The sequence below is a fragment of the Noviherbaspirillum denitrificans genome (assembly GCF_002211445.1).
Classification (GTDB): domain Bacteria; phylum Pseudomonadota; class Gammaproteobacteria; order Burkholderiales; family Burkholderiaceae_D; genus Noviherbaspirillum; species Noviherbaspirillum denitrificans.
In genome coordinates this window covers 1,652,850-1,675,930 of record NZ_LSTO01000001.1, presented here as the reverse complement: position 1 = coordinate 1,675,930, position 23,081 = coordinate 1,652,850, and the positions used below count along the sequence as shown (strand labels likewise).

Below are 23,081 nucleotides of genomic sequence, written 5' to 3'. Positions count from 1 at the left end.
GCGTTCCGTGCCATTCTGACGCATGTATTCCCTTTCCGACTTTGATTTTGACCTGCCGCAGGAACTGATTGCGCAATTGCCGCTGCCCGAGCGCAGCGCATCGCGCCTGCTGCATGTCGACAGCGGCGGTCTTGTGGACCGTTCATTCTCCGAGATCGTCGACCAGCTTTCGCCCGGCGACCTGCTCGTCTTCAACAACACCCGCGTGCTGAAGGCGCGCTTCTTCGGCGCCAAGGACAGCGGTGGCAAGGTGGAGGTGCTGGTCGAGCGCGTACTCGACACGCGCCATGTGCTGGCGCAGGTGCGGGCCTCGAAATCGCCGAAGGCAGGCAGTACGATCCGCCTGGCCGATGCCTTTGACGTTGTCGTTGGCGAGCGCGCGGGCGAGTTCTATACGCTGGAATTCCCGGCTGACGTGTTCGACCTGATCGAGGCCCACGGCCGCCTGCCGCTGCCGCCCTATATCGAGCACGCCGCCGACGATTTCGACGAGAAGCGTTACCAGACCGTCTATGCGAAGGAGCCGGGTGCGGTGGCCGCGCCGACCGCGGGCCTGCATTTCGACCAGGCGCTGCTCGACAGGGTGCGCGAGAAGGGCGTGCAATTCGCGTATGTCACGCTGCACGTCGGCGCCGGCACGTTCCAGCCGGTGCGCACCGAAAACCTCGCCGAGCACAAGATGCACAGCGAGTGGTACACGATTCCGCCGGAGACCGTCGACGCCGTTCGCGCGGTGCGTTCGGCGGGAAGCAAGGTGGTTGCCGTGGGCACGACCAGCATGCGCGCGCTGGAATCGGCGTCGCAAAGCGGCGAGCTGGTGGCGGGCAGCGCCGACACCAATCTGTTCATCACGCCCGGCTACACCTTCAAGACGGTCGATCGCCTGATCACCAATTTCCACCTGCCGAAGTCGACCCTGCTGATGCTGGTCTCGGCCTTCGCGGGCTACCAGCAGATCCGCGCCGCCTATGCCCATGCGATCGAGAAGCGCTACCGCTTCTTCAGCTACGGCGACGCGATGCTCCTGACAAGAAACGAACAATGCTGAACTTCAAACTCCTCAAGACCGACGGCAAGGCCCGTCGCGGCCGCCTGACGCTCAACCACGGCGTGGTCGAAACCCCCATATTCATGCCGGTCGGCACCTATGGTTCCGTCAAGGCGATGTCGCCCGAAGAACTGCATGAAGTCGGCGCCCAGATCATCCTCGGCAACACCTTCCACCTGTGGCTGCGCCCGGGGCTGGACGTGGTCGGCAAGTTCGATGGCCTGCACCGCTTCATCGGCTGGAGCAAGCCCATCCTGACCGACTCGGGCGGCTTCCAGGTGTTCTCGCTGGGCGCGATGCGCAAGATCACGGAAGAGGGCGTGAAGTTCGCATCGCCGATCAACGGCGACAAGCTCTTTCTGTCGCCCGAGATCTCCATGCAGATCCAGCGCGTGCTCAACTCGGACATCGTGATGCAGTTCGACGAATGCACGCCCTACGAGATCGACGGCCGCCCGGCGACCGAAGCCGAGGCGGGCAAGTCGATGCGTATGTCGCTGCGCTGGGCGAAGCGCTCGCGCGACGAGTTCGACAAGGGCGAGAACCCGAATGCGCTGTTCGGCATCGTGCAGGGCGGCATGTTCGAGCACCTGCGCGACGAATCGCTGGCCGGCCTCCAGGAAGTCGGCTTCGAGGGCTATGCGATCGGCGGCCTGTCCGTCGGCGAGCCCAAGGAAGACATGATGCGCGTGCTGGAACACGTCGGTCCGCGCCTGCCGGCCGACAAGCCGCACTACCTGATGGGCGTAGGCACGCCGGAAGACCTGGTGGCGGGCGTGGCCAACGGCGTCGACATGTTCGACTGCGTGATGCCGACCCGGAATGCGCGCAACGGGTGGCTGTTCACACGCTTCGGCGACCTGAAGATCAAGAATGCGCGCTACAAGGACGACGACAAGCCGCTGGACGAGACCTGCGAGTGCTACACCTGCCGCAATTTCTCGCGCGCCTACCTGTACCACCTGCACCGCGCCGGCGAAATCCTCGGCGCGCGCCTGAATACCATCCACAACCTGCATTACTACCTGCAGCTGATGCGGGAAATGCGCGCGGCCATCGATGCCGACCGGTTCCAGGCTTTCGTGGTGCAGTTCCAGGCCGACCGCGCACGCGGCATCTGAGCCTTGAAACCGGCCCTGAGGGGCCGGTTTTACCCTGTTTCCGCAGTCAATTCATCGTTCAGGGGAAACCCTGCGCCCGGTGCTAAAATGCCGGGTTGATCCATCCCCATAGCAAGGAGTATTACGTGTTCATTTCCAACGCATACGCGCAAACCGCCGCCGCAGGCGCAGAGAGCAGCCTGATGAGCTTCCTGCCCATCATCCTGATGTTCATCGTGCTGTACTTCCTGATGATTCGTCCCCAGATGAAGCGCCAGAAAGAGCAGAAGTCCATGATGGAAGCGCTGGCCAAGGGCGATGAAGTGGTGACCGCGGGCGGCATCCTCGGCAAGGTGACCAAGGTGACCGACGCCTACGTAACGCTGGAAGTGGCCAATGGCACCGAGATCGTCGCGCAGAAGGCGGCGGTAGCGACCCTCTTGCCGAAGGGCACGATCAAGTCGCTGTAATGGGACGGGCCGCCTTGCACGGCGGCATGCATTCCCGGGCGGTTTTCCTAATCGCCCGCTCACCCCGGAACTTGAATCCCCATGAATCGTTATCCCCTCTGGAAATACATCCTGATCGGCATCGCGCTGGTGTTCGGCGTGCTGTATACGATCCCCAATTTCTTCGGCGAATCGCCGGCAGTCCAGGTCAGCAGCGCCAAGGCTACCGTGAAGGTCGATGCCTCCGCCACCGCGCGCGTGGAAGAGGCGCTGTCCAGGAACGGCATCAAGCCGGAAGGGATTACCTTCGACCTGAGCGGCAACCAGGGCTCGGTCCGTGCCCGCTTCCGTGACACTGACACCCAGTTCAAGGCCAAGGCCGTGCTGGAAAAGGAACTGAATGCCGATCCGGCCGACCCGACCTACATCGTCGCGTTCAACCTGATGCCCAATACGCCGCAAGCATTGCAAGGCATCAATGCCAAGCCGATGTACCTCGGCCTCGACTTGCGCGGCGGCGTGCACTTCCTGATGCAGGTGGATACCAAGGGTGTGCTGAACAAGCGCTTGCAAGGCCTGCAGGCCAGCGTCCGCAACATGCTGCGCGACAAGAACGTGCGCCATGCCGGCATCGGCCGCAACGGCGACGCCATCGAGATCAAGTTCCGCGAGCCCGAAACCCTTGCCAAGGGCCGTGAAGTCCTCGCGTCGCAACTGTCCGAACTGGTCTTCCAGGAAGGCACCAGCGGCACCGACCTGACGCTCGTGGCCAGCTACCGTCCGGATGCGCTCAAGCGCACTGTCGAGGAAGCGGTCCAGCAAAACATCAGCACCCTGTCCAAGCGCGTGAACGAGCTGGGCGTGGCCGAGCCGGTCATCCAGCGCCAGGGCGCGGACCGCATTGTCGTGCAGCTGCCCGGCGTGCAGGACGTGTCCCGCGCGAAGGACATCATCGGCCGTACCGCGACGCTGGAAGTGCGCATGGTCGACGAATCCGTGACCCGCGGCACCGAAGAAACGGCTGCCGTTCCCTTCGGCTCCGAACTGTTCAAGGTCGGCAAGGGCGCGCCCGTCGTGCTCTACAAGGACCCGATCATCACTGGCGACTACATCTCCAGCGCCTCCGCCAGCTTCGACCAGAACCACCAGCCCGCGGTCAGCATCGACCTGAATGGCGATGGCGGCCGCCGCATGCGCGAAGCGACCCGTGAAAAGATCGGCAAGCTGATGGCCATCGTGCTGTTCGAAAAGAATCGCGGCGAAGTGCTGACCGTGGCGACCATCCGCGACGAACTCGGCTCCCGCTTCCAGATCACCGGCATGGGCTCCGCCGAGGCGGCCAACGACCTCGCGCTGCTGCTGCGCGCCGGCTCGCTCGCCGCCCCGATGGAGATCATCGAGGAACGCACCATCGGTCCGCAGCTCGGTGCCGACAACATCAAGAAGGGCTTCAATTCGACGGTGTATGGCTTCGCCGCGATCGCCATCTTCATGGTGATCTATTACCACCTGTTCGGCTTCTTCAGCGTGTTCGCTCTGGCAGTCAACCTGCTGCTGCTGATCGCGGTGCTGTCCACGCTGCAGGCGACGCTGACACTGCCCGGCATGGCGGCTATCGCGTTCACGCTCGGTATGGCGATCGACGCCAACGTGCTGATCAACGAACGCATCCGCGAGGAACTGCGGGCGGGCAATACGCCGCAGGCGGCGATCGCGGCCGGCTTCGACCGCGCGTGGGCGACGATTCTCGACTCCAACGTGACCACCATGATCGCCGGTCTCGCGTTGCTGATTTTCGGTTCCGGCGCGATCCGCGGCTTTGCCGTGGTGCACTGCCTCGGTATCCTGACCTCGATCTTCTCGTCGGTCTTCGTGTCGCGCGGCCTCGCCAACTTCTGGTACGGACGCAAGAAGAAGCTGACAACCGTATCGATCGGCCAGGTCTGGAAACCGAACGCCTGACGCGTTGAACCCATGGCTGACCCGGCGACGTGATGCGCCGGTTCAGCGAATGAAAGGAATGTAATGGAATTATTCCGCATCAAGAGGGACATCCCCTTCATGCGCCACGCGTTGGTCCTCAACGTGGTGTCGGCGCTGACCTTTGTCGCAGCCGTGTTCTTCCTGTTCTACAAGGGATTGCACCTGTCGATCGAATTCACCGGCGGCACGGTGATCGAGGTGACCTATACCAAGCCGGCGGACCTGGAGCGCATCCGCACCAGCATCGAAGGCCTGGGCTATGCCGACACGCAGGTGCAGAGCTTCGGCACCGCGCAGGACGTGATGATCCGCCTGCCGGCACGCAAGGACGTGAGCTCCGCGCAGCAGAGCGAAAAGGTCATGGCGACGCTCAAGGCGCAGGATGAAGCCGTCAAGCTGCAGCGCGTGGAATTCGTCGGCCCGCAAGTCGGCGACGAACTTGCGCACGACGGCCTCACCGCGCTGGCGATGGTGATCGCCGGCATCGTGATCTACCTCGCTGTACGCTTCGAATGGAAGTTCGCGGTGTCGGCGATCATCGCAAACCTGCACGACGTGGTCATCATCCTCGGCTTCTTCGCCTTCTTCCAGTGGGAATTCTCGCTGACGGTGCTGGCCGCAGTGCTCGCGATCCTCGGCTATTCGGTGAACGAATCCGTGGTGATCTTCGACCGCGTGCGCGAAACCTTCCGCGATCGCCGCTACGGCAAGATGGAAACGGCCGACGTGATGAACCACGCGATCACCAGCACCATCTCCCGTACCATCATCACCCACGGTTCGACTCAGATCATGGTGCTGTCCATGCTGGTGTTCGGCGGTCCGACGCTGCACTACTTCGCGCTGGCGCTGACCATCGGCATCCTGTTCGGCATCTATTCGTCGGTGTTCGTTGCCGCCGCCGTTGCCATGTGGCTGGGCGTGACCCGCGAAGACCTGATCAAACCGGTCAAGGAAAAGGACGAGACCGACGGCGCAGTGGTATAAGCCGCTCGCTCCGCAAGACAAAGCCGGCCGTTGCGCCGGCTTTGTCGTTTTGGGACAGTGCTGTCTCAAAATGTGACAGCCGCGGTCCGCAATCCGAGGTCATACGGGCGCATGTCCGCTGGTACGGAGCTTGCCATGCACGAAGGAAACCAATTTTCTTTCGAGACAGGGCGGCCATGCGTACACTTCATCCCCTTCGTTCCGCGAAGCCGGTGCTTCTCCTTGCCCTCGCCGCGAGCCTGCCTTCGACCCACGCGCAGGAGACGGCGCTTCCCGCAGTGACCGTCACCGGCGTGCGTCCGTTGCCCGGTCTTGCGGTTCCCCTCAACGAGGTCGCGGCGCCGGTCCAGACCGCAGGCGGCGAGGAAATGCGTCGCAGCGGCGCGCTGAACCTCGCCGATTTCATGAACACGCACCTCGGCAGCGTGCATGTGAACGAAACCCAGGGCAATCCCTTCCAGCCGGACGTGAATTACCGCGGCTACACCGCGTCACCCTTGCCCGGCGCGGCGCAAGGGCTGTCTGTCTACATGGATGGCGTGCGCATGAACCAGGCGTTCGGCGATGTCGTGAGCTGGGACCTCATTCCGAAAAGCGCGATCAGGTCGGTCACGCTGGTGCCCGGCTCCAATCCCTTGTTCGGGCTGAACACGCTCGGCGGCGCGCTGTCCATCGAGACGAAAGACGGCTTCAGCAATCCGGGCACGTCGGTCACGGGAACCGTCGGCTCGCATGCGCGGCGCTCCATCGAACTGGAGCACGGCGGCAGCAATGCCGATGGACTTGGCTGGTTCGTCAGTGCCGATGCTTACCGGGACAATGGCTGGCGCGAGGATTCGGCGTCGCGAGTGGGCCAGCTGTTCGGCAAGCTGGGCTGGCGGGACGGCAGCACGAACCTCAACCTGTCGCTCTCGCATGCGGACAATGCCCTGAATGGCAATGGTTTGCAGGAGCAGCGCTTCCTGGCGCGCGACTGGCGCAGCGTCTATACCCGGCCCGACGTGACGGACAACCGCGCAACGCTGCTCAACCTGAGCGGCATCCGTGAACTGGACGACGGCATTTCGGTATCCGGCCTGGCCTACTACCGGCGCATAACGACGCGGACGGTCAACGGCGACATCAATGAAGAATCGCTGAACCAATCGCTCTACCAGCCCAATGCTGCCGAAAGGGCGGCGCTGTCGGCAGCCGGATACAGCGGCTTTCCGGCTAGTGGTGCGAATGCGGCCAATACGCCGTTTCCTTCCTGGCGCTGCATCGCGCAAGCACTGCGCGCCGATGAACCGGCGGAAAAATGCAATGGCTTGATCAACCGCTCGCAAACCGGCCAGTCCGCCTATGGGCTTGCCGGCCAGGTCGCGCTGGACGGCAGTATCGCCGGCAAGCGCAACCAGTTCACTGCAGGCGCGGCGTACAACGGCAGCCGCATGGATTTCCGCCAGTCGACCCAACTGGGATTCCTGAATCCGGACCGGAGCATCACCGGTGTCAATGCTTTCGGCGACGGAGTCACCGGCGGAGATGTGGACGGTGAGCCCTATGACAGCCGGGTGGATATCGGCGGCCGGCAACGCACCTGGAGCCTGTTCGCCACCGATACGTTTTCAATCCGGGACAACCTGCACCTGATCCTGTCCGGGCGCTACAACCGGACCAGCGTGAACACGCGCGACAACATCCATGCCGATGGTCCTCAGTCGCTGAACGGCGACCACCGCTTCAGCCGCTTCAATCCGGCCATCGGGCTGACGTATTCACCGCTCAAGTCGTTGAACGTGTACGCAGGCTACAACGAGGGAACGCGCACGCCGAGCGGCATCGAACTGGGCTGCGCCAATCCCGACCAGCCCTGCAAACTGCCCAATGCAATGGCAGGCGACCCGCCGTTGAAGCAGGTCGTCACCCGGACCTGGGAAGCCGGCATGCGTGGCCAGGTGCAATCGCTGAGCTGGAGTGCCGGCATGTTCCGAGCGATCAACGCCGACGATATCCTGTTCGTCGCCGATGATCAGGCCGGATACGGCTATTTCAGGAATGTCGGCAAGACGCGGCGACAGGGCGTCGAACTGGGTGCATCCAACCGCTTCGGCCAGCTCTCGCTCGGCGCGCACTATACCTTCCTCGATGCGACCTTCCAGAGCCGGGAAACGGTCAACGGTTCGAGCAACAGCAATAACGACCGCGCGCTGGCCGGTGTTCCCGGTGTGGACGGGACGATAGGCATCGAACCGGGGAACCGGCTGCCGCTGGTGCCGCGCCACATGCTCAAGCTCAATGCTGATTACCAGGCGACGCCGCAGCTCAATATCGGGCTGAACATGATCGCGCTCTCCGGCATGCTGGCGCGCGGTAATGAAAACGGACTGCACCAGCCAGACGGCTTGCATTATCTGGGCAAGGGCAAGACTGCCGGCTATGCAGTATTCAACCTTGGCGGAAGCTATAGACCCGAGTCGCGCTTCGAGTACCTAGCGCAGGTCAACAACCTGTTCGACCGGCGCAATGTCACTGCGGCGCAATTGGGGCCGACCGGATTCGATGGCGCCGGGCAGTTTGTCGCGCGGCCGTTTCCGGCGGCGGGCGGCGAGTTCGGTGTGCAGCGCGCGACCTTCTATGCGCCGGGTGCGCCGCGTGCGATCTGGGTCGGCTTGCGCCATACCCTTTAGGGCGTCGCGTCCAGCAGGTGCGTCTTCAGCTTGGACAGCTCACGTTCAAGCGCGGCGAAATCCTCTTCGCCATAGGCGAGGAACGGTTGTTTGCAGAGCGCGATCTGCGGCGCGAAGACACGCTCGAACTCGCGCTCGCCCTTTTCAGTGAGCTTGACGATGGTGCTGCGGCGGTCAATGGCGTGAGACGTGCGCATCACCAGGCCCTTTGCCTCCAGCCTGTCGACCACACCGGTCAGCGTGCCCTTCGTGATCAGGGTCTTTTCTCCCAATTCCTTGAACGTCATGCCTTCGGTATTGCCGAGGGTCGCGACGATGTCGAACTGCGGCGGCGTCAGGTTGAGCTTGCGGATGTGGGTGTTGGAGATGTGCTCGAAGGCGTGGAAACATTCTGCCAGCAGGCGGACGCTGCGCAGGTAGCGTTCTCGTTTCATGGTCGGCTCAACAAAAAAGCCGGCCTTGACGGGGCCGGCTTGTAAATGGGCGTGAAGGGATCACTCCGCCTTCAGTGCTTCAACCTGGATCGCCAGCTTCACTTCCGGAGCGAAGCGCGGCGTGCCATAGCTGAGGCCGAAATCGGTACGCTTGAATTCGGCGGTCGCGTCGGCACCGCACACTTCGCGCTTGAACATCGGATGCTCGATGCACTTGAACTTGGCGATGGTCAGGCTCACCGGCTTGGTCACGCCGAGCATGGTCAGTTCGCCTTCCACGGAAACCGGCTTGTCGCCGTCGAACTTGATCGACTTGCCCTTGTAGGTGATGGTCGGGAACTGCTCGGTGTTGAACATGTCCTTGGACTTCGCGTGGTCGTTCATCTTGGCATGGCCGAAATCGATCGAGTTGGCATCGATGGCGATGTCCAGCGTGCCGGTCTTCGCCGCACGGTCCAGCTTCACGACGCCGCTGGTCTTGGTGAACTTGCCGCGCCAGACCGAGATGCCGAGATGGTCGGCTTCAAAACTCGGGAAGGTGTGGTTCGGTTCGATGTTGTAGGTCTGCGCGAAGGCGGACGCGGCGCTGGCGGCCAGGACGGCGGCGATGACGTGCTTGAACTGCATTGATTGATTCTCCCGGGGTTTATTGCGTCGCAACGACGCGGAACTTGATGACGACTTCATCGGCGACCATGCTCGTGTCTTTCCACTCGCCTTCGCCGATGCTGAAGGCCAGCCGCTTGATCGGCAGCGCGCCTTCGAAAACCTGTGTGGTGCCTTCCTGCTTGACCGTGAGCGGGAAGGCGACATCGGCCGTCTTTCCCTTGATGGTCAGCTTGCCGCTGACGTCGAGCTTGCCGCCGGCGGCCGGCTTGAGCGCGCTCGACACGAAGGTCGCCTTGGGGAACTGCGGACCGTTGAACCAATCCTTTTTCTGCGCTTCCTTGTTGAAGTCCGCATCGCCAAGGTCGAAGCTGGCGACCTCGATTTCCATCGACGCCTTCGAGGTTTCGGGCTTGGCGCTGTTGTAGTCGATCTGCGCATTGAAGCGCTTGAACTTGCCTTCCACCGGCACGTTCATCTGCTTGAATACGGCGGACACGCTGCTCTTCGTGGCGTCGGTCTTGAGTTGCGCGGCGAGCGCGGGCAGGGCGAAGGCCAGCGTGGCCAGGGCAATGGTGCGAAGCTTCACAGGTTCTCCTTGTTTCCGGAATTCAGGGCAGCATGCGGCGGAAAATGCCGTCGCGGTCGACCACCAGGTGCTTGATGGCGGCGCCGGCATGCAGCACGACGCAGGCGAGCAGCGTCATGTTCAGCACGTAATGGACTTGCTTGAGGATGGGCTTCCATACCGCGTTGGCCTCCATCAGCACTGGCAGCGGAATGATGCCGAGATAGACCACCGGCACGCCGGCGGCCAGGCTGTAGAAATAGCCGGACAACGGGACGGCGAAGATCAGCACATAGAGAAGGGCGTGGAGCAGGTGCGCGAGTCCGACCTGCCATTGCGGCATGCTGAACGGCAGCGGCGGCGCCGGATGGCCCAGGCGCCAGAGGCCGCGGATGCAGGCAATACCGAGCACGGTCACGCCCAGCCACTTGTGCCAGGAAAAATACTTCAGCTTGGTCGGCGTCATGCCCGGGATGTCGACCATCACCAGCCCGAGGGCAAAGGCGCACACGATCAGGAGCGCGGTCAGCCAGTGCAGGGCGATGGCCGGCAGGGTATAGCGTTGCATTGTGTTGCTATTTATTAACTGGTTTGCGTTAGGACGAATATCATATCAGCAAATACCAAGGGGATCGGTCTTGCCGGAAACGGCTTTGCTGGGAGGTAAACGACGCGGCGGCGGATTTTATTCCGCCGCCGTGGAAAGAAGCCGGGAGCGCCGGGCGGCGCTCCGCGAAGGACGGTCAGATCTGGCGTGCGAGCTGTTCGGCGCGGCCGGTGTAGCTGGCAGGCGTCATTGCCAGCAGCTGGTCCTTGGCTTGCTGCGGGATGGCGAGGCCGTTGACGAACTCGCGCAGGGCTTCCTTGGAAATGCCCTTGCCGCGGGTGAGTTCCTTCAGCTGTTCGTACGGATTCTCGATGCCGTAGCGGCGCATCACGGTCTGCACCGGCTCGGCCAGCACTTCCCAGGTGGCGTCCAGGTCTTCGGCCAGGCGGTCCGGGTTGACTTCCAGTTTGTTCAGGCCGCGCAGGCAGCTGTCGTAGGCCAGCACCGCATAGCCGAAGGCGACGCCGATGTTGCGCAGGACAGTGGAGTCCGTCAGGTCGCGCTGCCAGCGTGAGACCGGCAGCTTTTCGGACAGGTGCTTGAGCACGGCGTTGGCCAGGCCGAGGTTGCCTTCTGAGTTTTCGAAGTCGATCGGGTTGACCTTGTGCGGCATGGTGGACGAGCCGATTTCACCGGCCTTGGTCTTCTGCTTGAAGTAGCCGATCGAGATGTAGCCCCAGATGTCGCGGTTCAGGTCGAGCAGGATGGTGTTGGCGCGGGCGACGGCGTCGAACAGTTCCGCCATGTAGTCGTGCGGCTCGATCTGGATGGTGTACGGGTTGAAGGTCAGGCCGAGGCGCTGCTCGATCACGGTCTTCGAGAATGTTTCCCAGTCGAAGTCGGGATAGGCGGACAGGTGGGCGTTGTAGTTGCCCACGGCGCCGTTCATCTTGCCGAGGATTTCGACGTCGGCGATGCGCTTTTCGGCGCGCTTCAGGCGGGCGACGACGTTGGCGATTTCCTTGCCCAGCGTGGTCGGGCTGGCCGGCTGGCCGTGGGTGCGCGACAGCATCGGCAGCGCGGCATTGTCATGTGCGATTTCGGTCAGGCGGGCGATCACGTTGCGCAGCGCCGGCAGCACCACGTCGTTGCGCGCGGCCTTGAGCATCATGCCGTGCGAGGTGTTGTTGATGTCTTCCGAGGTGCAGGCGAAGTGGATGAATTCGGACGCGGCGACCAGTTCGGGCACGTCCTTCACCTTTTCCTTGAGCCAGTATTCGACCGCCTTCACATCATGGTTGGTGACGGCTTCGATCGCCTTGATGCGCTCGGCGTCGGCTTCCGAGAACTCGCTGGCCAGCTTGTCGAGCAGCGCGCTTGCGGCTGCGGAGAACGGCTTGATCTCCGCGAAGCCGGCGTTCGACAGCGCCTGCAGCCAGGCAATCTCCACCTTCACGCGATGGTGCATGAAACCGGCTTCGGACAGGATGGGGCGCAGCTTGTCGGTCTTGGCGGCGTAGCGGCCGTCCAACGGCGAAAGGGCGGAGAGGGCGGAAAGCGACATGATATGAAAATGCGGAGAATGAAATGAAAACCTGCGCAAAGTGCGGGAAACCGTGCGCAAAACCGGGGGAATCCGGCATTTTACCATCTGGCCCCGGACCCGAAACCTGTTGTGCCGGAAGGCCACGGGCGGCCGCGCGGCGCTTATCGCGCGCTTTGGCGATGTTATAATCCAGACCAATTCTTACCCTACGCATCTATGAAACTCATCGGTTCCCTCGCCAGTCCGTATGTCCGCAAAGTCCGCGTCGTGATGGCGGAAAAGAAGCTCGACTATGAGCTGGTCCTGGAAAACGTCTGGGTCGCCGAGACCAAGATCATGCAGTTCAATCCGCTCGGCAAGGTGCCGTGCCTGATCATGGAAGACGGCGGCGCAATGTTCGATTCGCGCGTGATCGTCGAGTATCTCGACACGCTGACGCCGGTCGGCAAGCTGATTCCACCGAACGGCCGCGAACGCGCCGAAATCAAATGCTGGGAAGCGCTAGCCGACGGCGTGCTCGACGCCGGCGTTGCGATCCGGCTGGAACGCACGCAGCGCAAGGAAGAACAGCAAAGCCCGGAATGGATCGCGCGCCAGATGGACAAGGTCACCAATGGCTTGAAGGCGATGTCCGCCGGCCTGAAGGACACCGCGTTCTGCAGCGGCAACCACTACACGCTCGCCGACGTCGCCGTCGGATGCGCACTCGGCTGGCTGTCGTTCCGCTTCCCGGAAATCGACTGGCGCGGCGACCATCCCAACCTCGCCAAGCTGTTCGACAAGCTGTCGGAGCGGCAGTCGTTCAAGGATACGGTGCCGCAGTAAGCGCGCAACCAATAACAAAAAGGGCAGCCTCGGCTGCCCTTTTTTTGTTTCGGAACGACAGGTCGATCAGGCGGCGATCGCGGCACCGAACATCATGGGTTGCGATTCGCGCGCGCCTTCTTCGAGGTATTCGCGCAGGACGGTCTTCGCGCAGGAGTGGCACTTGCCGCAGCAGGTGCCGACGCCGAGTTCTTCGCGCAGTTGCGGCATGGTCGTGTGGCCGGCATCGACGGCGCGGCGGATTTGGCGTTCGGAGACGTTGTTGCAGACACAGACGATCATGGCACTGCCCTGGCTAGGTTGGGTTGGCTGCGTTGTTCGTATCAGATCAGGCGGTCAGGATCAGTTTGTTCATCTGAGTCAGCCGCAGGCGATAGATCCGTCCCTGGTGGTCGATCTCGACTTCGCGCTGCTGCCGGAACAGATCCTCGCTCTTGATGCGAAGGGTCTGCGATGCAGACGGAGCGGCGGGACTGCCTTGCCGGCTGCCATCCTCGTCCTTCACCTGCTGCATCGATCCCGTCATTCTCTGGTCCTTTTGTAAATACGAACAATTCTCATTTAGATTATTAGCGAACCTGCGGAGGATTGCAAGGGGTTTCGCATGTCTTGTCGCATGTTTGCGTTGTTGTTTTGAAAATATCGCGTCGCCAGGTGCGGACAACTGCGCCAGCAATCAACACCGGTGTCACAAAACGGAGCAGCGATCGAATGGAAATAGGCTGACATCCCCGGAATTGCGGCCCGGATCGTTTGGCATGCTCTTTGCGCTAATGGAGAAAACACTTTTTCTTGATTAGCTGAGGAGACAACCGCATGAAAGCCACCCCGTTCCGTGCCACCGCCCTGTTGCTGGCCCTTTCCATCAACGCGTCCGTCGCATTCGCCCACGGCGATGTCACGCCGCAGGCAGTGGATACCTCGTCGCTGCCGCAGCTCGGTGAGCAGTGGCGCGAAGAGAATCCGTTCCGCGGCAATAGCGAAGCGATCCGCATCGGCAGTTCTGCCTACACCCAGAATTGCGCGCGCTGCCACGGCATCGAAGCCATCTCAGGCGGCATCGCGCCCGACCTGCGCAAGCTCGACAAGGATTGCGTGAACCAGAAGATCGAGACCAAGAAACAGGCCTGCATCAAGGATATCGACCAGTACTTCCTGACCTCGGCTCGTCGCGGCAAGGTGCGTAACGGCGCGGTCTACATGCCGCCCTTCGAAGGCACGCTGAGCCAGGAAGCGATGTGGTCCATCCGCGCTTATCTCGATACGCGCCGTGAAGTGAAGTAAGGTCGGCCACGCGGCGGCCAGACAGCCGCCGCGCGCGACACAGATTCCCATAACGATAACGGAGGCAGTCGTGACATTTCTTTCTTCCCTGCGCGCCATGCTGCTGCTTGCACTCGCGCTCGCTCTGCCGGCAGCGCATGCCGACCTCGACAAGATCAAGCAATCCGGCGTGCTCAAGGTGGCCGTGTACAACGACATGCAGCCTTTCTCGTCGAAGGAGGGCGGCATCGATATCGACCTGGCGAAGGCGCTCGCCGGCAAGCTTGGCCTCGGCGTGGCGCTGCTGCCCTTCGAGGCCGGCGAAAACCTCAATGACGACTTGCGGAATATGGTGTGGAAGGGCCACTACCTCGGTTACGGACCGGCCGATGTGCTGATGCACGTGCCAGTCGACAAGGGCCTGATGGCTGAAAACAAGCGCGTGACCATCTTCGCCCCGTACTACCGCGACCGCGTGCGCCTGGTGCGCGACGTGCGCAAGATTCCTTCCTGCGAGTCGGTGGACTGCCTGATGGGCAAGAAGGTCGGCGTCGAAAAGGTCTCGCTCGCCGCCATGCTCCTGCTCGGTGAGCAGGATGGCAAGGTGCGCGACAGCGTGAAGATTTATGACACCGCCGCCGCCGCGATGGAAGCCTTCAAGGCGGGTGAGCTCGATGCGGTCCTCGCCAACCAGTCCGAGATCGAGGGCGCGGTGCGCGGCGATGCGAATTATCCGCTCAGCGAATTGTCCTTCCAGCGGCTGCCGCGCCAGGGCTGGATCGTCGGTCTGGCCGTGAAGAAGGACAACGAGGAACTCGCCAAGGCCTTGCAGGCCGCCGCCAATGACCTGGAAGCGACCGGCGAAATGGCGAAGATCTTTGCGAAACACGGGGTCACGCCGACCAAGCCGTGAGCGCGCTGCGACGGCTGCTTGCTGCTTTCCTGCTCTGCCTGGCGCTGCCCTGCGGCGCCGGCGTGCTCACGCGCGCGGCGCTCGAAAAACTTTACCCGTCGCCGTGGATGATCGGCGACAAGGATGCGGCGGTGCCGGTATGGCCGGTGCACAGGCAGAACGGCCCGACGACCGAGCTGGTCGGCTATCTCTTCGAGTCGATCGACTTCGTCTCCGTGCCCGGATTCGCGGGCGTGCCAATCAACCTGCTCGTCGCGCTCGACGCGCGCGGCAATTTCATCGATGTTAGGGTGGTCTCGCATCATGAGCCGGTGTTCCTTGACGGCTTGGGCGAGGGGCCGCTGCATCAATTCGTCGGCCAGTACCGCGGATTGTCGCTCAAGCAGAATGTGATCATCGATGCGTCCGGCAAAAAGGACGGCATGGCCGCGCACATCGATGGTGTTGCGAAGGCGACGGCGTCGGTGCGCATCATCAACCAGACGCTGCTCTCGGCGGCGCTCAAGGTCGCGCGCAAGAAGCTCGGATTTTCCGCAGCCCAGGATCCGGACCGTGCCGCGCGCATCCGGTCCGATCTCGTCGAAACACTTACTCCGGAAGACCTCAGGCGCGAAGGCATGCTGCATTCCTTCGTGCTGCGCAATGCCGAGGTGGAAAAGAAGTTCGCCGGAAGCGACGCGGCCGGACTGGATGACGCGGTACTGAAGCAACCCGGCGATACCTTTGCCGACTTGCAGGTCGCCCTTGTTTCCGTCCCCTCCATCGGCCGCAGCCTGCTCGACGATGCAAGCTGGAAGCGCCTGTCGGCCCGGCTGGAAGAAGGCGACCATGCGCTGCTGGTGCGCTGGCGTGGAGGCTACGCGCCGGTGTCCGAACGCTTCGTCCCGGGGATGCCGCCTGACCGCTTCACGTTGATGCAAGGCGGACTGCCGATCGAGATGCGGGACCTGAACCTTGACCTGCGATTCAAGGATGCAAGCGAGGGAGGGCAGGCCAGGGTGTTTCGCGTTATCGCCCAGGCCGGGCTCGACCCCGCGCAGCCGCTCGACCTTGCGCTGCATGTCACGCGCCTCAAGGGGATGATTTACCCCGAGCGCTTCGTCCGCGAGTTCGGTTTTGCGTACCGTTTGCCGGACCGCATTTATATCCTGCCGCCCAAGGAGGATAGTGCGTGGGTCGCGGCATGGAAACAGCGATGGATCGAACTCGCCTTGATCTCGGTCGCTCTCGTTCTTCTCTTTGCAGCCCTGTCCCGCCAGGCGCGTCTCGTCGCCGATGCGCGCCGCTTTGCATGGTTCCGGGCGGCGTATCTTGCCTTCACGCTCGCCTTCATCGGCTGGTATGCGCAAGGGCAACTCTCCATCGTCACGCTCACCGGCGTCATCCACGCATTGAAGGAAGGCGCCAGCCTTGCCTTCCTGTTATACGACCCGGTCTCGCTCCTGGTGTGGGCCGCCGTCATCGTGTCGTTGTTCATCTGGGGACGCGGGACTTTCTGCGGCTGGCTGTGCCCGTTCGGCGCCTTGCAGGAATTCGCGGGCAAGCTCGGCAGGTTCGCGAAGTTGCCGCAGGTGCGTCTGCGCCATCGCGCCGATGCCCGGCTGCGCCTGCTTAAGTATGTGGTGCTTGCGGTCTTGCTCGGAAGTGTCTTCGTGCCGGGGCAAGCCACCGGCTGGCTGGTCGAGGTCGAACCCTTCAAGACATCGATCACGCTGGGCTTCCAGCGCACCTGGCCTTACGTCCTGTATGCGGGGCTCCTCGTCGCAGCCAGTGCCGTCTGGTACAAGTTCTTCTGCCGCTATCTCTGTCCGCTGGGCGCCGGCCTCGCGCTGTTCGGGCGCGTGCGCCTGTTCGACTGGCTGCCGCGCCGCACCGAATGCGGCAAGCCTTGCCAGACTTGCCGCCACCGCTGCGACTATGTCGCCATCGCGCCCAGCGGAGCCATCCGCTACGACGACTGCTTCCAGTGCATGGACTGCGTCGTGATCCATCAAAGCGAAGACCGCTGCGCGCCGCTGATGCTCGAGAAGAAGCGTCGCGTCATCATCCCTGTCAAGGCCGCCTGAACAATTGCTGTGCTGCAGATTGTGACAGTCGAGAGGCGACTGCTCAAAAACATGACAGCCGATTCACCTCCGGCAGCCGAAAACCCCGCCAAATATCAGGAATTCCAGGCACCCGGCACATGGCACGCCAATTGCCATAGTGTCTGTGTCCCGGCAAAAAAGAACAGCCGGATCACACAACTTCCACAATCACAATCGGAGGACGGCATGAATCTCGCAGACATCACCAAGCTCGGCATCAAGAATCCTTTCAAGCAGCGCTATGACAACTTCATCGGCGGCAAATTCGTTGCGCCGACCAAGGGTGAATACTTCCAGAACATCAGCCCGGTGATCGGCCAGGCCTTCTGCGAAGTGGCACGTTCCACCGAAGAAGATATCGACCTCGCCCTCGACGCAGCGCATGCCGCGAAGAAGGCATGGGGCAAGACCTCCCCGACCGACCGCGCGAACATCCTGAACAAGATCGCCGACCGCATGGAAGCCAACCTGCAGCTGCTGGCGACCGCCGAGACGATCGACAACGGCAAGCCGATCCGCGAGACCATGGCCGCCGACATCCCGCTGGCCATCGACCACTTCCGCTACTTCGCCGGCTGCATCCGTGCGCAGGAAGGCTCGATCGCGCCGATCGACTCCGAAACCTACGCCTACCACTTCCATGAGCCGCTGGGCGTCGTCGGCCAGATCATCCCCTGGAACTTCCCGATCCTGATGGCCGTGTGGAAGCTGGCTCCCGCGCTGGCCGCCGGCAACTGCGTGGTGCTCAAGCCCGCCGAGCAGACCCCGGCCTCGATCATGGTCCTGATGGAACTGATCGGCGACCTGCTGCCGCCCGGCGTGATCAACGTCGTCAACGGATTCGGCCTCGAGGCAGGCAAGCCGCTCGCCACCAGCAAGCGCATCGCCAAGATCGCCTTCACCGGCGAAACCGGCACCGGCCGCCTGATCATGCAATACGCCGCGCAAAACATCATCCCCGTCACGCTGGAACTCGGCGGCAAGTCGCCCAACATCTTCTTCGCCGACGTGATGGAAGCGGACGACGACTACTTCGACAAGTGCCTGGAAGGCTTCGCGATGTTCGCGCTGAACCAGGGCGAAGTGTGTACCTGCCCGTCGCGCGTGCTGGTGCAGGAATCGATCTACGACAAGTTCATGGAGCGCGCCGTCAAGCGCGTGGCCGCGATCAAGCAGGGCAGCCCGCTCGACAGCAGCACCATGATCGGCGCGCAGGCATCGCAGGAACAGATGGAAAAGATCCTGTCCTACCTCGACATCGGCCGCCAGGAAGGCGCGAAGGTGCTGATCGGCGGCGAGCGCAACACTCTCGGCGGCGACCTGGCCAGCGGCTTCTATGTCAAGCCGACCATCTTTGCCGGCCACAACAAGATGCGCATCTTCCAGGAAGAAATCTTCGGCCCGGTCGTCTCGGTTACCACCTTCAAGGATGAAGATGAGGCGCTCTCCATCGCCAACGACACGCTGTACGGCCTCGGCGCAGGCGTGTGGACGCGCGACGGTTCCCGTGCCTTCCGCATGGGCCGCAACATCCAGGCCGGCCGCGTGTGGACCAACTGCTACCACCTGTATCCGGCGCACGCAGCATTCGGCGGCTACAAGCAGTCCGGTATCGGCCGCGAAACCCACAAGATGATGCTCGAGCACTACCAGCAGACCAAGAACCTCCTGGTGAGCTACAGCCCGAAGGCACTCGGCTTCTTCTGATAGCAGCATGCGGCGGCGCGAGTAATATCCGCGCCGCCGCGGTAACAAAGGAACAGACATGGCATACACGCTTCCACCACGAGTGGTCGCCACCGAGGCCGCGATGCAACTGGTCGATACCCTCACGCAGCGCTACGGTCCGCTGATGTTTTTCCAGTCCGGCGGCTGCTGCGACGGCAGCTCGCCGATGTGTTACCCGCTGGGCGATTTCAGCGTCAGTCCGACCGACGTCTTCCTCGGCCGGCTGGGTGACACGCCGTTCTACATCGGCCGCGACCAGTTCGAATACTGGCAGCACACGCAGCTGATCATCGATGTGGTGGACGGCATGGGCGGCATGTTCTCGCTGGAGAACGGCACCGGGAAGCGCTTCCTGACGCGGTCCCGCCTGTTCAGCGACGAAGAGTGCGACCAGCTCGCGCGGCACGCGGCACGCGAAACGGCAAGAAACTGACGGCAACCATTCATTCAATAAAAACGGAGGAGCAATGAAAACCAATCTCATGAGGCTGTCGCTGCTGGCAGCCATGGCCGGCGCCGCAGGCGCGCACGCAGCCGGCGTGACCGACGCCATGATCGAGGCCGACGCGAAGACCACCAACGACGTGCTGTCCTGGGGCATGGGCCAGCAGGGCCAGCGCTTTTCGCCGCTGACGCAGATCAATACGAAGACCGTATCGAAGCTGGTGCCCGCCTGGTCCTTCTCCTTCGGCGGCGAGAAGCAGCGCGGCCAGGAATCGCAGCCGCTGATCCATGACGGCCGCATGTTCGTCACCGCGTCCTATTCGCGCATCTATGCACTGGATGCGAAGACCGGCGAGAAGCTGTGGAAGTACGAGCACCGCCTGCCGGACGCCATCATGCCCTGCTGTGACGTGGTCAACCGTGGCGCCGCACTGTTCGAAAACCTGGTCATCTTCAGCACGCTCGATGCGCAGCTGGTCGCGCTCGACCAGAAGACAGGCGACGTCGTGTGGAAGGAAAAGATCGACGACTATGCCGCGGGTTATTCCAATACGGCTGCCCCGCTGATCGCCAAGGGCCTGCTCCTGACAGGTGTGTCCGGCGGCGAGTTTGGCATTGTCGGCCGCATCGAGGCGCGCGACCCGCGCACCGGCCAGCTGGTATGGACGCGCCCGACCGTCGAAGGCCACATGGGCTACAAGTACGACACCGAGGGCAAGGCGCACGAAAACGGCATTTCCGGCACGACCAACAAGACCTGGCCGGGCGAGCTGTGGAAAACCGGCGGCGCCGCGACCTGGCTCGGCGGCACCTATGACCCGACCACCGGCCTCGCCTACTTCGGCACGGGCAACCCCGCGCCCTGGAACAGCCACCTGCGTCCCGGCGACAACCTGTACTCCGCTTCGACCGTGGCGGTCGACGTGACGACCGGCCAGATCAAGTGGCACTACCAGACCACGCCGAACGATGGCTGGGACTTCGACGGTGTGAACGAATTCGTCACCTTCGACATGAACGGCAAGCGTCTCGGCGGCAAGGCTGACCGCAACGGCTTCTTCTATGTGATCGATGCGAAGAACGGCAAACTGGAAAATGCCTTCCCCTTCGTCAAGAAGATCACCTGGGCCACCGGCATCGACCTGAAGACCGGCCGTCCGAACTACACGCCGAAGGGCCGTCCGGGCGACCCGACCAAGGGCGCGGACGGCAAGAAGGGCGAAACAATCTTCTCCGCGCCGTCCTTCCTCGGCGGCAAGAACCAGATGCCGATGGCGTACAGCCCGAAGAGCGGCCTGTTCTATGTGCCTGCCAACGAATGGGGCATGGACATCTGGAACGAGCCGATCAGCTACAAGAAGGGCGCAGCCTATCTCGGCGCCGGCTTCACCATCAAGCCGCTGAACGAGGAATACATCGGCGTGCTGCGTGCGATCGATCCGAAGAGCGGCAAGATCGTGTGGGAAGCGAAGAACAACGCGCCGTTGTGGGGTGGCGTGATGACCACCGCCGGCGACCTGGTGTTCTACGGTACGCCTGAAGGCTTCCTGAAAGCGATGGATGCCAAGACCGGCAAGGAACTGTGGAAGTTCCAGACCGGCTCCGGCGTGGTCGCGCCTCCGATCACCTGGCAGGAAGGCGGCACGCAGTATGTCGCCGTGGTCTCCGGCTGGGGCGGCGCGGTGCCGCTGTGGGGCGGCGAAGTCGCCAAGCGCGTGAACTTCCTCGAGCAGGGTGGTTCAGTGTGGGTGTTCAAGCTGTCTTCGATTTGATGTGATGTCTCCTCATTCTCACTGACCAGTACGCCTCCTGTCCTGTCCTGTACCCTGGTGAGATATGTGTTGGCCGACGGCGAAAGCTGTCGGCCTTTTTTCTTTGTTCCAGCTGTCTTCAAATGTGACGTTGCAAAACGCAACAATGATGTTGCTAAACGCAGCAGTTCATGGGTGTGGCACAGTCAGAACCAGTGGCATGCAACTTGCAGAACCGAAAGCAAGGCAACGACGCCCCAACCATCCGAGGCTCACATGCAAAAACCACCCTTCATCCGCCGTACGATCGCCGCCGCACTGTCGGCCAATTCGCTCCTGCTGCCCTGGCAGGATGCGTTCGCGCAGCAGGACAAGCAGCTCGAACCTGTCGTCGTGTCGGCCAATCGCACCGAGCAGAAACGCTTCGATGCAGCAGCCTCCATCGACGCGGTACAGGTCGATCCGCTGGTCACGCCGTCGCCGCTGGTGAACATGTCCGAGCTGCTTGGAGCATCGCCCGGCATCCAGATCCGCGAGCGCCAGAACTTCGCGCAGGACCTGCAGATTTCGGTACGCGGCTTCGGTACGCGCTCGACCTTCGGCGTACGCGGCGTGCGCATCCTGGTCGACGGCATCCCGGCGACGATGCCCGATGGGCAGGGGCAGGCGGCAACGGCGCCGCTGCAATCGGTGCGCCGCATTGAAGTGCTGCGCGGTCCGGTGGCGCAACTGTACGGCAATGCGGCGGGCGGCGTGGTCAATGTCTTCACCATCGATCCGCCGCTGTCGGCGGATGAATCGATCACCAGCGCCTCGCTCGGCGCAGGCAGCTACGGGCAGCGGCAGGCCGGCTTCACGGTTGCACGCGGCAATGCCGAACTCGGCGGCCTGCTCGATGTGTCCCACTACAGCACCGACGGCTACCGCGACCATAGCGCGGCCGAGCGCACCCAGCTCAACGGCAAGCTGAAATGGCGGCCGTCGTCGTCGACCACGATCACCGGCCTGGTCAACCTGTTCGACCAGCCGCTGTCGCAGGATCCGCTCGGACTGACGCATGCACAGTTCGAACAGAATCCACGCCAGGTCGTTCCGGTGGCGCTCACCTTCGATACGCGCAAGACCATCGAGCAGCGCCAGGCCGGCGTCACGGTCGAGCACAAGTTCTATGCCAGCAACACGCTCAATGCGCGCGCCTATACCGGCGTGCGCAAGGTGATGCAGACGCTGTCGTTCAGCGGCGCCGCCGCCAATTCGGCGGGCGGCGTGGTCGATCTCGACAATGATTTCTACGGTGCCGGCCTAAGCTGGACGCATGCGACCAAGCTGAATGGCATGCCGCTCAACTGGACCGTGGGCGTCGAAGCCGACGAGCTGGAACAGCTGCGCCGCGGCTTCATCAACAACAACGGCACGGCTGGCGCACTGCGCCGCAATGAGACGGACACCGCGCGTAACGTCGACGTCTTCGGCCAGGCCGACTGGATGTTCGCGCCGCAGTGGAAGGGGACCGTCGGTGTGCGTGCCAGCCGCGTGCGTTTTGCCGTCGACGACCGCTATATCACTGCAGCAAGCCCGAATGACAGCGGCAGCGTCAAATATAACAACACCAGCCCTGTCCTCGGCCTGGTCTGGTTCGCGAATGAAGAGCTGAACATCTACGGCAACATCGGTCGCGGCTTCGAAACGCCGACCATCAACGAATCCGCTTACCGCCCCGGCGGCACCGGCCCGAACCTCGGCCTGCAGCCCTCGCGCAGCAGGCAGGGCGAGATCGGCATGAAGTGGAAGCACGACGGGCATACGGTTGACCTGGCGTTGTTCCAGGCGCGCAGCCGCGACGAGATCGCGCAGCTGACCACCGAGAATGGACGCTCGATTTTCCAGAACGTGGACAAGGTGCAGCGCCGTGGTATCGAAGCGAGCTGGCGCAAGGATGCCGGCGCGATCTCCACGCAGCTTGCGTACACCTTGCTTGATGCCCAATTCCGCCAGAGCTTCACCAGCGGCTCCGGCGCAGTCGTCGCAGCGGGCAACCGTCTGCCCGGCGCGCCGATGCACAGCCTGTTCGCACAAGTCGAATACCGGCCTGCGCCGGGGCTGACTACCGCCGTCGAGATGCGCGCGGAGAGC

21 protein-coding genes are annotated in these 23,081 nt (G+C 62.8%); 14 read left to right on the top strand and 7 right to left on the bottom strand.

Going from position 1 to position 23,081, the window contains the following annotated elements; all coding sequences use genetic code 11:
- The first annotated feature begins 22 nt into the window (after window positions 1–22).
- From queA to AYR66_RS08315, 6 genes are all read left to right on the top strand, one after another.
- Complete coding sequence (queA, locus tag AYR66_RS08340; protein WP_088707118.1) at window positions 23–1,048, top strand: tRNA preQ1(34) S-adenosylmethionine ribosyltransferase-isomerase QueA; 1,026 nt, start codon at window positions 23–25, stop codon at window positions 1,046–1,048.
- Entirely contained in the window at window positions 1,042–2,169 is a 1,128-nt protein-coding gene (gene tgt / locus AYR66_RS08335) for a tRNA guanosine(34) transglycosylase Tgt (protein ID WP_088707117.1), read from the top strand. Before queA ends, tgt begins: the two co-directional genes overlap by 7 nt.
- A 182-nt stretch (window positions 2,170–2,351) precedes the next feature.
- On the top strand, window positions 2,352–2,618 hold the full coding sequence (gene yajC, locus AYR66_RS08330; protein ID WP_234815018.1) for a preprotein translocase subunit YajC: 267 nt from the start codon (window positions 2,352–2,354) through the stop codon (window positions 2,616–2,618).
- Between the two features lie 81 nt (window positions 2,619–2,699).
- Window positions 2,700–4,559: a protein translocase subunit SecD gene (secD, locus tag AYR66_RS08325; protein ID WP_088707116.1), complete on the top strand. Its 1,860-nt coding sequence runs from the start codon at window positions 2,700–2,702 to the stop codon at window positions 4,557–4,559.
- A gap of 63 nt (window positions 4,560–4,622) precedes the next feature.
- Window positions 4,623–5,567 carry a protein translocase subunit SecF gene (secF, locus tag AYR66_RS08320; protein WP_088707115.1) on the top strand — a complete coding sequence of 315 codons (945 nt, stop codon included), beginning with the start codon at window positions 4,623–4,625 and terminating at the stop codon, window positions 5,565–5,567.
- A gap of 176 nt (window positions 5,568–5,743) precedes the next feature.
- The gene (locus AYR66_RS08315; RefSeq protein WP_088707114.1) at window positions 5,744–8,236 is read left to right on the top strand and encodes a TonB-dependent receptor; all 2,493 of its coding nucleotides are present in this window, start codon (window positions 5,744–5,746) and stop codon (window positions 8,234–8,236) included.
- On the opposite strand, the gene AYR66_RS08310 is transcribed toward AYR66_RS08315, so the two are convergent.
- The 5 genes from AYR66_RS08310 to purB form a co-directional block, all read right to left on the bottom strand.
- On the bottom strand, window positions 8,233–8,670 hold the full coding sequence (locus AYR66_RS08310) for a MarR family winged helix-turn-helix transcriptional regulator (protein WP_088707113.1): 438 nt from the start codon (window positions 8,668–8,670) through the stop codon (window positions 8,233–8,235). The two genes, AYR66_RS08315 and AYR66_RS08310, sit on opposite strands and share 4 nt — an antisense overlap.
- Window positions 8,671–8,730: 60 nt before the next feature.
- Window positions 8,731–9,297, bottom strand: a complete 567-nt coding sequence (locus AYR66_RS08305; RefSeq protein WP_088707112.1) for a YceI family protein — start codon at window positions 9,295–9,297, stop codon at window positions 8,731–8,733.
- Between the two features lie 19 nt (window positions 9,298–9,316).
- Window positions 9,317–9,865 (bottom strand): YceI family protein, encoded by a 549-nt coding sequence (locus AYR66_RS08300; RefSeq protein WP_234814856.1) that lies wholly within the window; start codon window positions 9,863–9,865, stop codon window positions 9,317–9,319.
- A 22-nt stretch (window positions 9,866–9,887) separates the two neighbouring features.
- The gene (locus tag AYR66_RS08295) at window positions 9,888–10,412 is read right to left on the bottom strand and encodes a cytochrome b (RefSeq protein WP_088707110.1); all 525 of its coding nucleotides are present in this window, start codon (window positions 10,410–10,412) and stop codon (window positions 9,888–9,890) included.
- 175 nt (window positions 10,413–10,587) lie between these two features.
- Window positions 10,588–11,955 carry an adenylosuccinate lyase gene (gene purB, locus AYR66_RS08290; RefSeq protein ID WP_088707109.1) on the bottom strand — a complete coding sequence of 456 codons (1,368 nt, stop codon included), beginning with the start codon at window positions 11,953–11,955 and terminating at the stop codon, window positions 10,588–10,590.
- Window positions 11,956–12,153: 198 nt separating this feature from the next.
- Here purB and AYR66_RS08285 point away from each other — a divergent pair, with 198 nt between their 5' ends.
- Entirely contained in the window at window positions 12,154–12,762 is a 609-nt protein-coding gene (locus AYR66_RS08285; protein WP_088707108.1) for a glutathione S-transferase C-terminal domain-containing protein, read from the top strand.
- Window positions 12,763–12,828: 66 nt separating this feature from the next.
- Here AYR66_RS08285 and AYR66_RS08280 read toward each other — a convergent pair whose 3' ends face one another.
- Window positions 12,829–13,044, bottom strand: coding sequence for a (2Fe-2S)-binding protein (locus AYR66_RS08280; RefSeq protein WP_088707107.1), 216 nt, complete (start codon window positions 13,042–13,044; stop codon window positions 12,829–12,831).
- A 46-nt stretch (window positions 13,045–13,090) separates the two neighbouring features.
- On the bottom strand, window positions 13,091–13,288 hold the full coding sequence (gene hemP / locus AYR66_RS08275; RefSeq protein WP_234814855.1) for a hemin uptake protein HemP: 198 nt from the start codon (window positions 13,286–13,288) through the stop codon (window positions 13,091–13,093).
- 290 nt (window positions 13,289–13,578) lie between these two features.
- Here hemP and pedF point away from each other — a divergent pair, with 290 nt between their 5' ends.
- The 7 genes from pedF to AYR66_RS29925 all read left to right on the top strand — a co-directional run.
- The gene (gene pedF / locus AYR66_RS08270) at window positions 13,579–14,046 is read left to right on the top strand and encodes a cytochrome c-550 PedF (RefSeq protein ID WP_088707106.1); all 468 of its coding nucleotides are present in this window, start codon (window positions 13,579–13,581) and stop codon (window positions 14,044–14,046) included.
- A 70-nt stretch (window positions 14,047–14,116) separates the two neighbouring features.
- A complete protein-coding gene (locus AYR66_RS08265; RefSeq protein ID WP_234814854.1) occupies window positions 14,117–14,938 on the top strand; it encodes a substrate-binding periplasmic protein in 822 nt (273 codons plus the stop codon).
- A complete protein-coding gene (locus tag AYR66_RS08260) occupies window positions 14,935–17,004 on the top strand; it encodes a 4Fe-4S binding protein (RefSeq protein WP_234814853.1) in 2,070 nt (689 codons plus the stop codon). The genes AYR66_RS08265 and AYR66_RS08260 overlap by 4 nt, the downstream gene beginning before the upstream one ends.
- A gap of 207 nt (window positions 17,005–17,211) precedes the next feature.
- Window positions 17,212–18,732: an aldehyde dehydrogenase gene (adh, locus tag AYR66_RS08255; RefSeq protein ID WP_088707104.1), complete on the top strand. Its 1,521-nt coding sequence runs from the start codon at window positions 17,212–17,214 to the stop codon at window positions 18,730–18,732.
- A gap of 58 nt (window positions 18,733–18,790) precedes the next feature.
- A complete protein-coding gene (locus AYR66_RS08250) occupies window positions 18,791–19,186 on the top strand; it encodes a DUF779 domain-containing protein (RefSeq protein ID WP_088707103.1) in 396 nt (131 codons plus the stop codon).
- Between the two features lie 49 nt (window positions 19,187–19,235).
- Window positions 19,236–20,969 (top strand): PQQ-dependent methanol/ethanol family dehydrogenase, encoded by a 1,734-nt coding sequence (locus AYR66_RS08245; protein ID WP_420093126.1) that lies wholly within the window; start codon window positions 19,236–19,238, stop codon window positions 20,967–20,969.
- A gap of 255 nt (window positions 20,970–21,224) precedes the next feature.
- The coding region (locus AYR66_RS29925) for a TonB-dependent receptor family protein (protein ID WP_234814852.1) at window positions 21,225–23,081 on the top strand (1,857 nt) is incomplete at its 3' end.

Excerpts from the sequence above, each read along its gene's own strand:
- tgt (WP_088707117.1), top strand. The coding sequence starts at position 1,042 with ATGCTGAACTTCAAACTCCTCAAGACCGACGGCAAGGCCCGTCGCGGC.
- AYR66_RS08280 (WP_088707107.1), bottom strand. The coding sequence starts at position 13,044 with ATGATCGTCTGTGTCTGCAACAACGTCTCCGAACGCCAAATCCGCCGC.
- AYR66_RS08285 (WP_088707108.1), top strand. The coding sequence starts at position 12,154 with ATGAAACTCATCGGTTCCCTCGCCAGTCCGTATGTCCGCAAAGTCCGC.
- adh (WP_088707104.1), top strand. The coding sequence starts at position 17,212 with ATGAATCTCGCAGACATCACCAAGCTCGGCATCAAGAATCCTTTCAAG.
- pedF (WP_088707106.1), top strand. The coding sequence starts at position 13,579 with ATGAAAGCCACCCCGTTCCGTGCCACCGCCCTGTTGCTGGCCCTTTCC.
- yajC (WP_234815018.1), top strand. The coding sequence starts at position 2,352 with ATGAGCTTCCTGCCCATCATCCTGATGTTCATCGTGCTGTACTTCCTG.
- AYR66_RS08245 (WP_420093126.1), top strand. The coding sequence starts at position 19,236 with ATGAGGCTGTCGCTGCTGGCAGCCATGGCCGGCGCCGCAGGCGCGCAC.
- AYR66_RS08250 (WP_088707103.1), top strand. The coding sequence starts at position 18,791 with ATGGCATACACGCTTCCACCACGAGTGGTCGCCACCGAGGCCGCGATG.
- AYR66_RS08305 (WP_088707112.1), bottom strand. The coding sequence starts at position 9,297 with ATGCAGTTCAAGCACGTCATCGCCGCCGTCCTGGCCGCCAGCGCCGCG.
- AYR66_RS08315 (WP_088707114.1), top strand. The coding sequence starts at position 5,744 with ATGCGTACACTTCATCCCCTTCGTTCCGCGAAGCCGGTGCTTCTCCTT.
- queA (WP_088707118.1), top strand. The coding sequence starts at position 23 with ATGTATTCCCTTTCCGACTTTGATTTTGACCTGCCGCAGGAACTGATT.
- AYR66_RS08310 (WP_088707113.1), bottom strand. The coding sequence starts at position 8,670 with ATGAAACGAGAACGCTACCTGCGCAGCGTCCGCCTGCTGGCAGAATGT.
- secF (WP_088707115.1), top strand. The coding sequence starts at position 4,623 with ATGGAATTATTCCGCATCAAGAGGGACATCCCCTTCATGCGCCACGCG.
- AYR66_RS08295 (WP_088707110.1), bottom strand. The coding sequence starts at position 10,412 with ATGCAACGCTATACCCTGCCGGCCATCGCCCTGCACTGGCTGACCGCG.
- hemP (WP_234814855.1), bottom strand. The coding sequence starts at position 13,288 with ATGACGGGATCGATGCAGCAGGTGAAGGACGAGGATGGCAGCCGGCAA.
- purB (WP_088707109.1), bottom strand. The coding sequence starts at position 11,955 with ATGTCGCTTTCCGCCCTCTCCGCCCTTTCGCCGTTGGACGGCCGCTAC.
- secD (WP_088707116.1), top strand. The coding sequence starts at position 2,700 with ATGAATCGTTATCCCCTCTGGAAATACATCCTGATCGGCATCGCGCTG.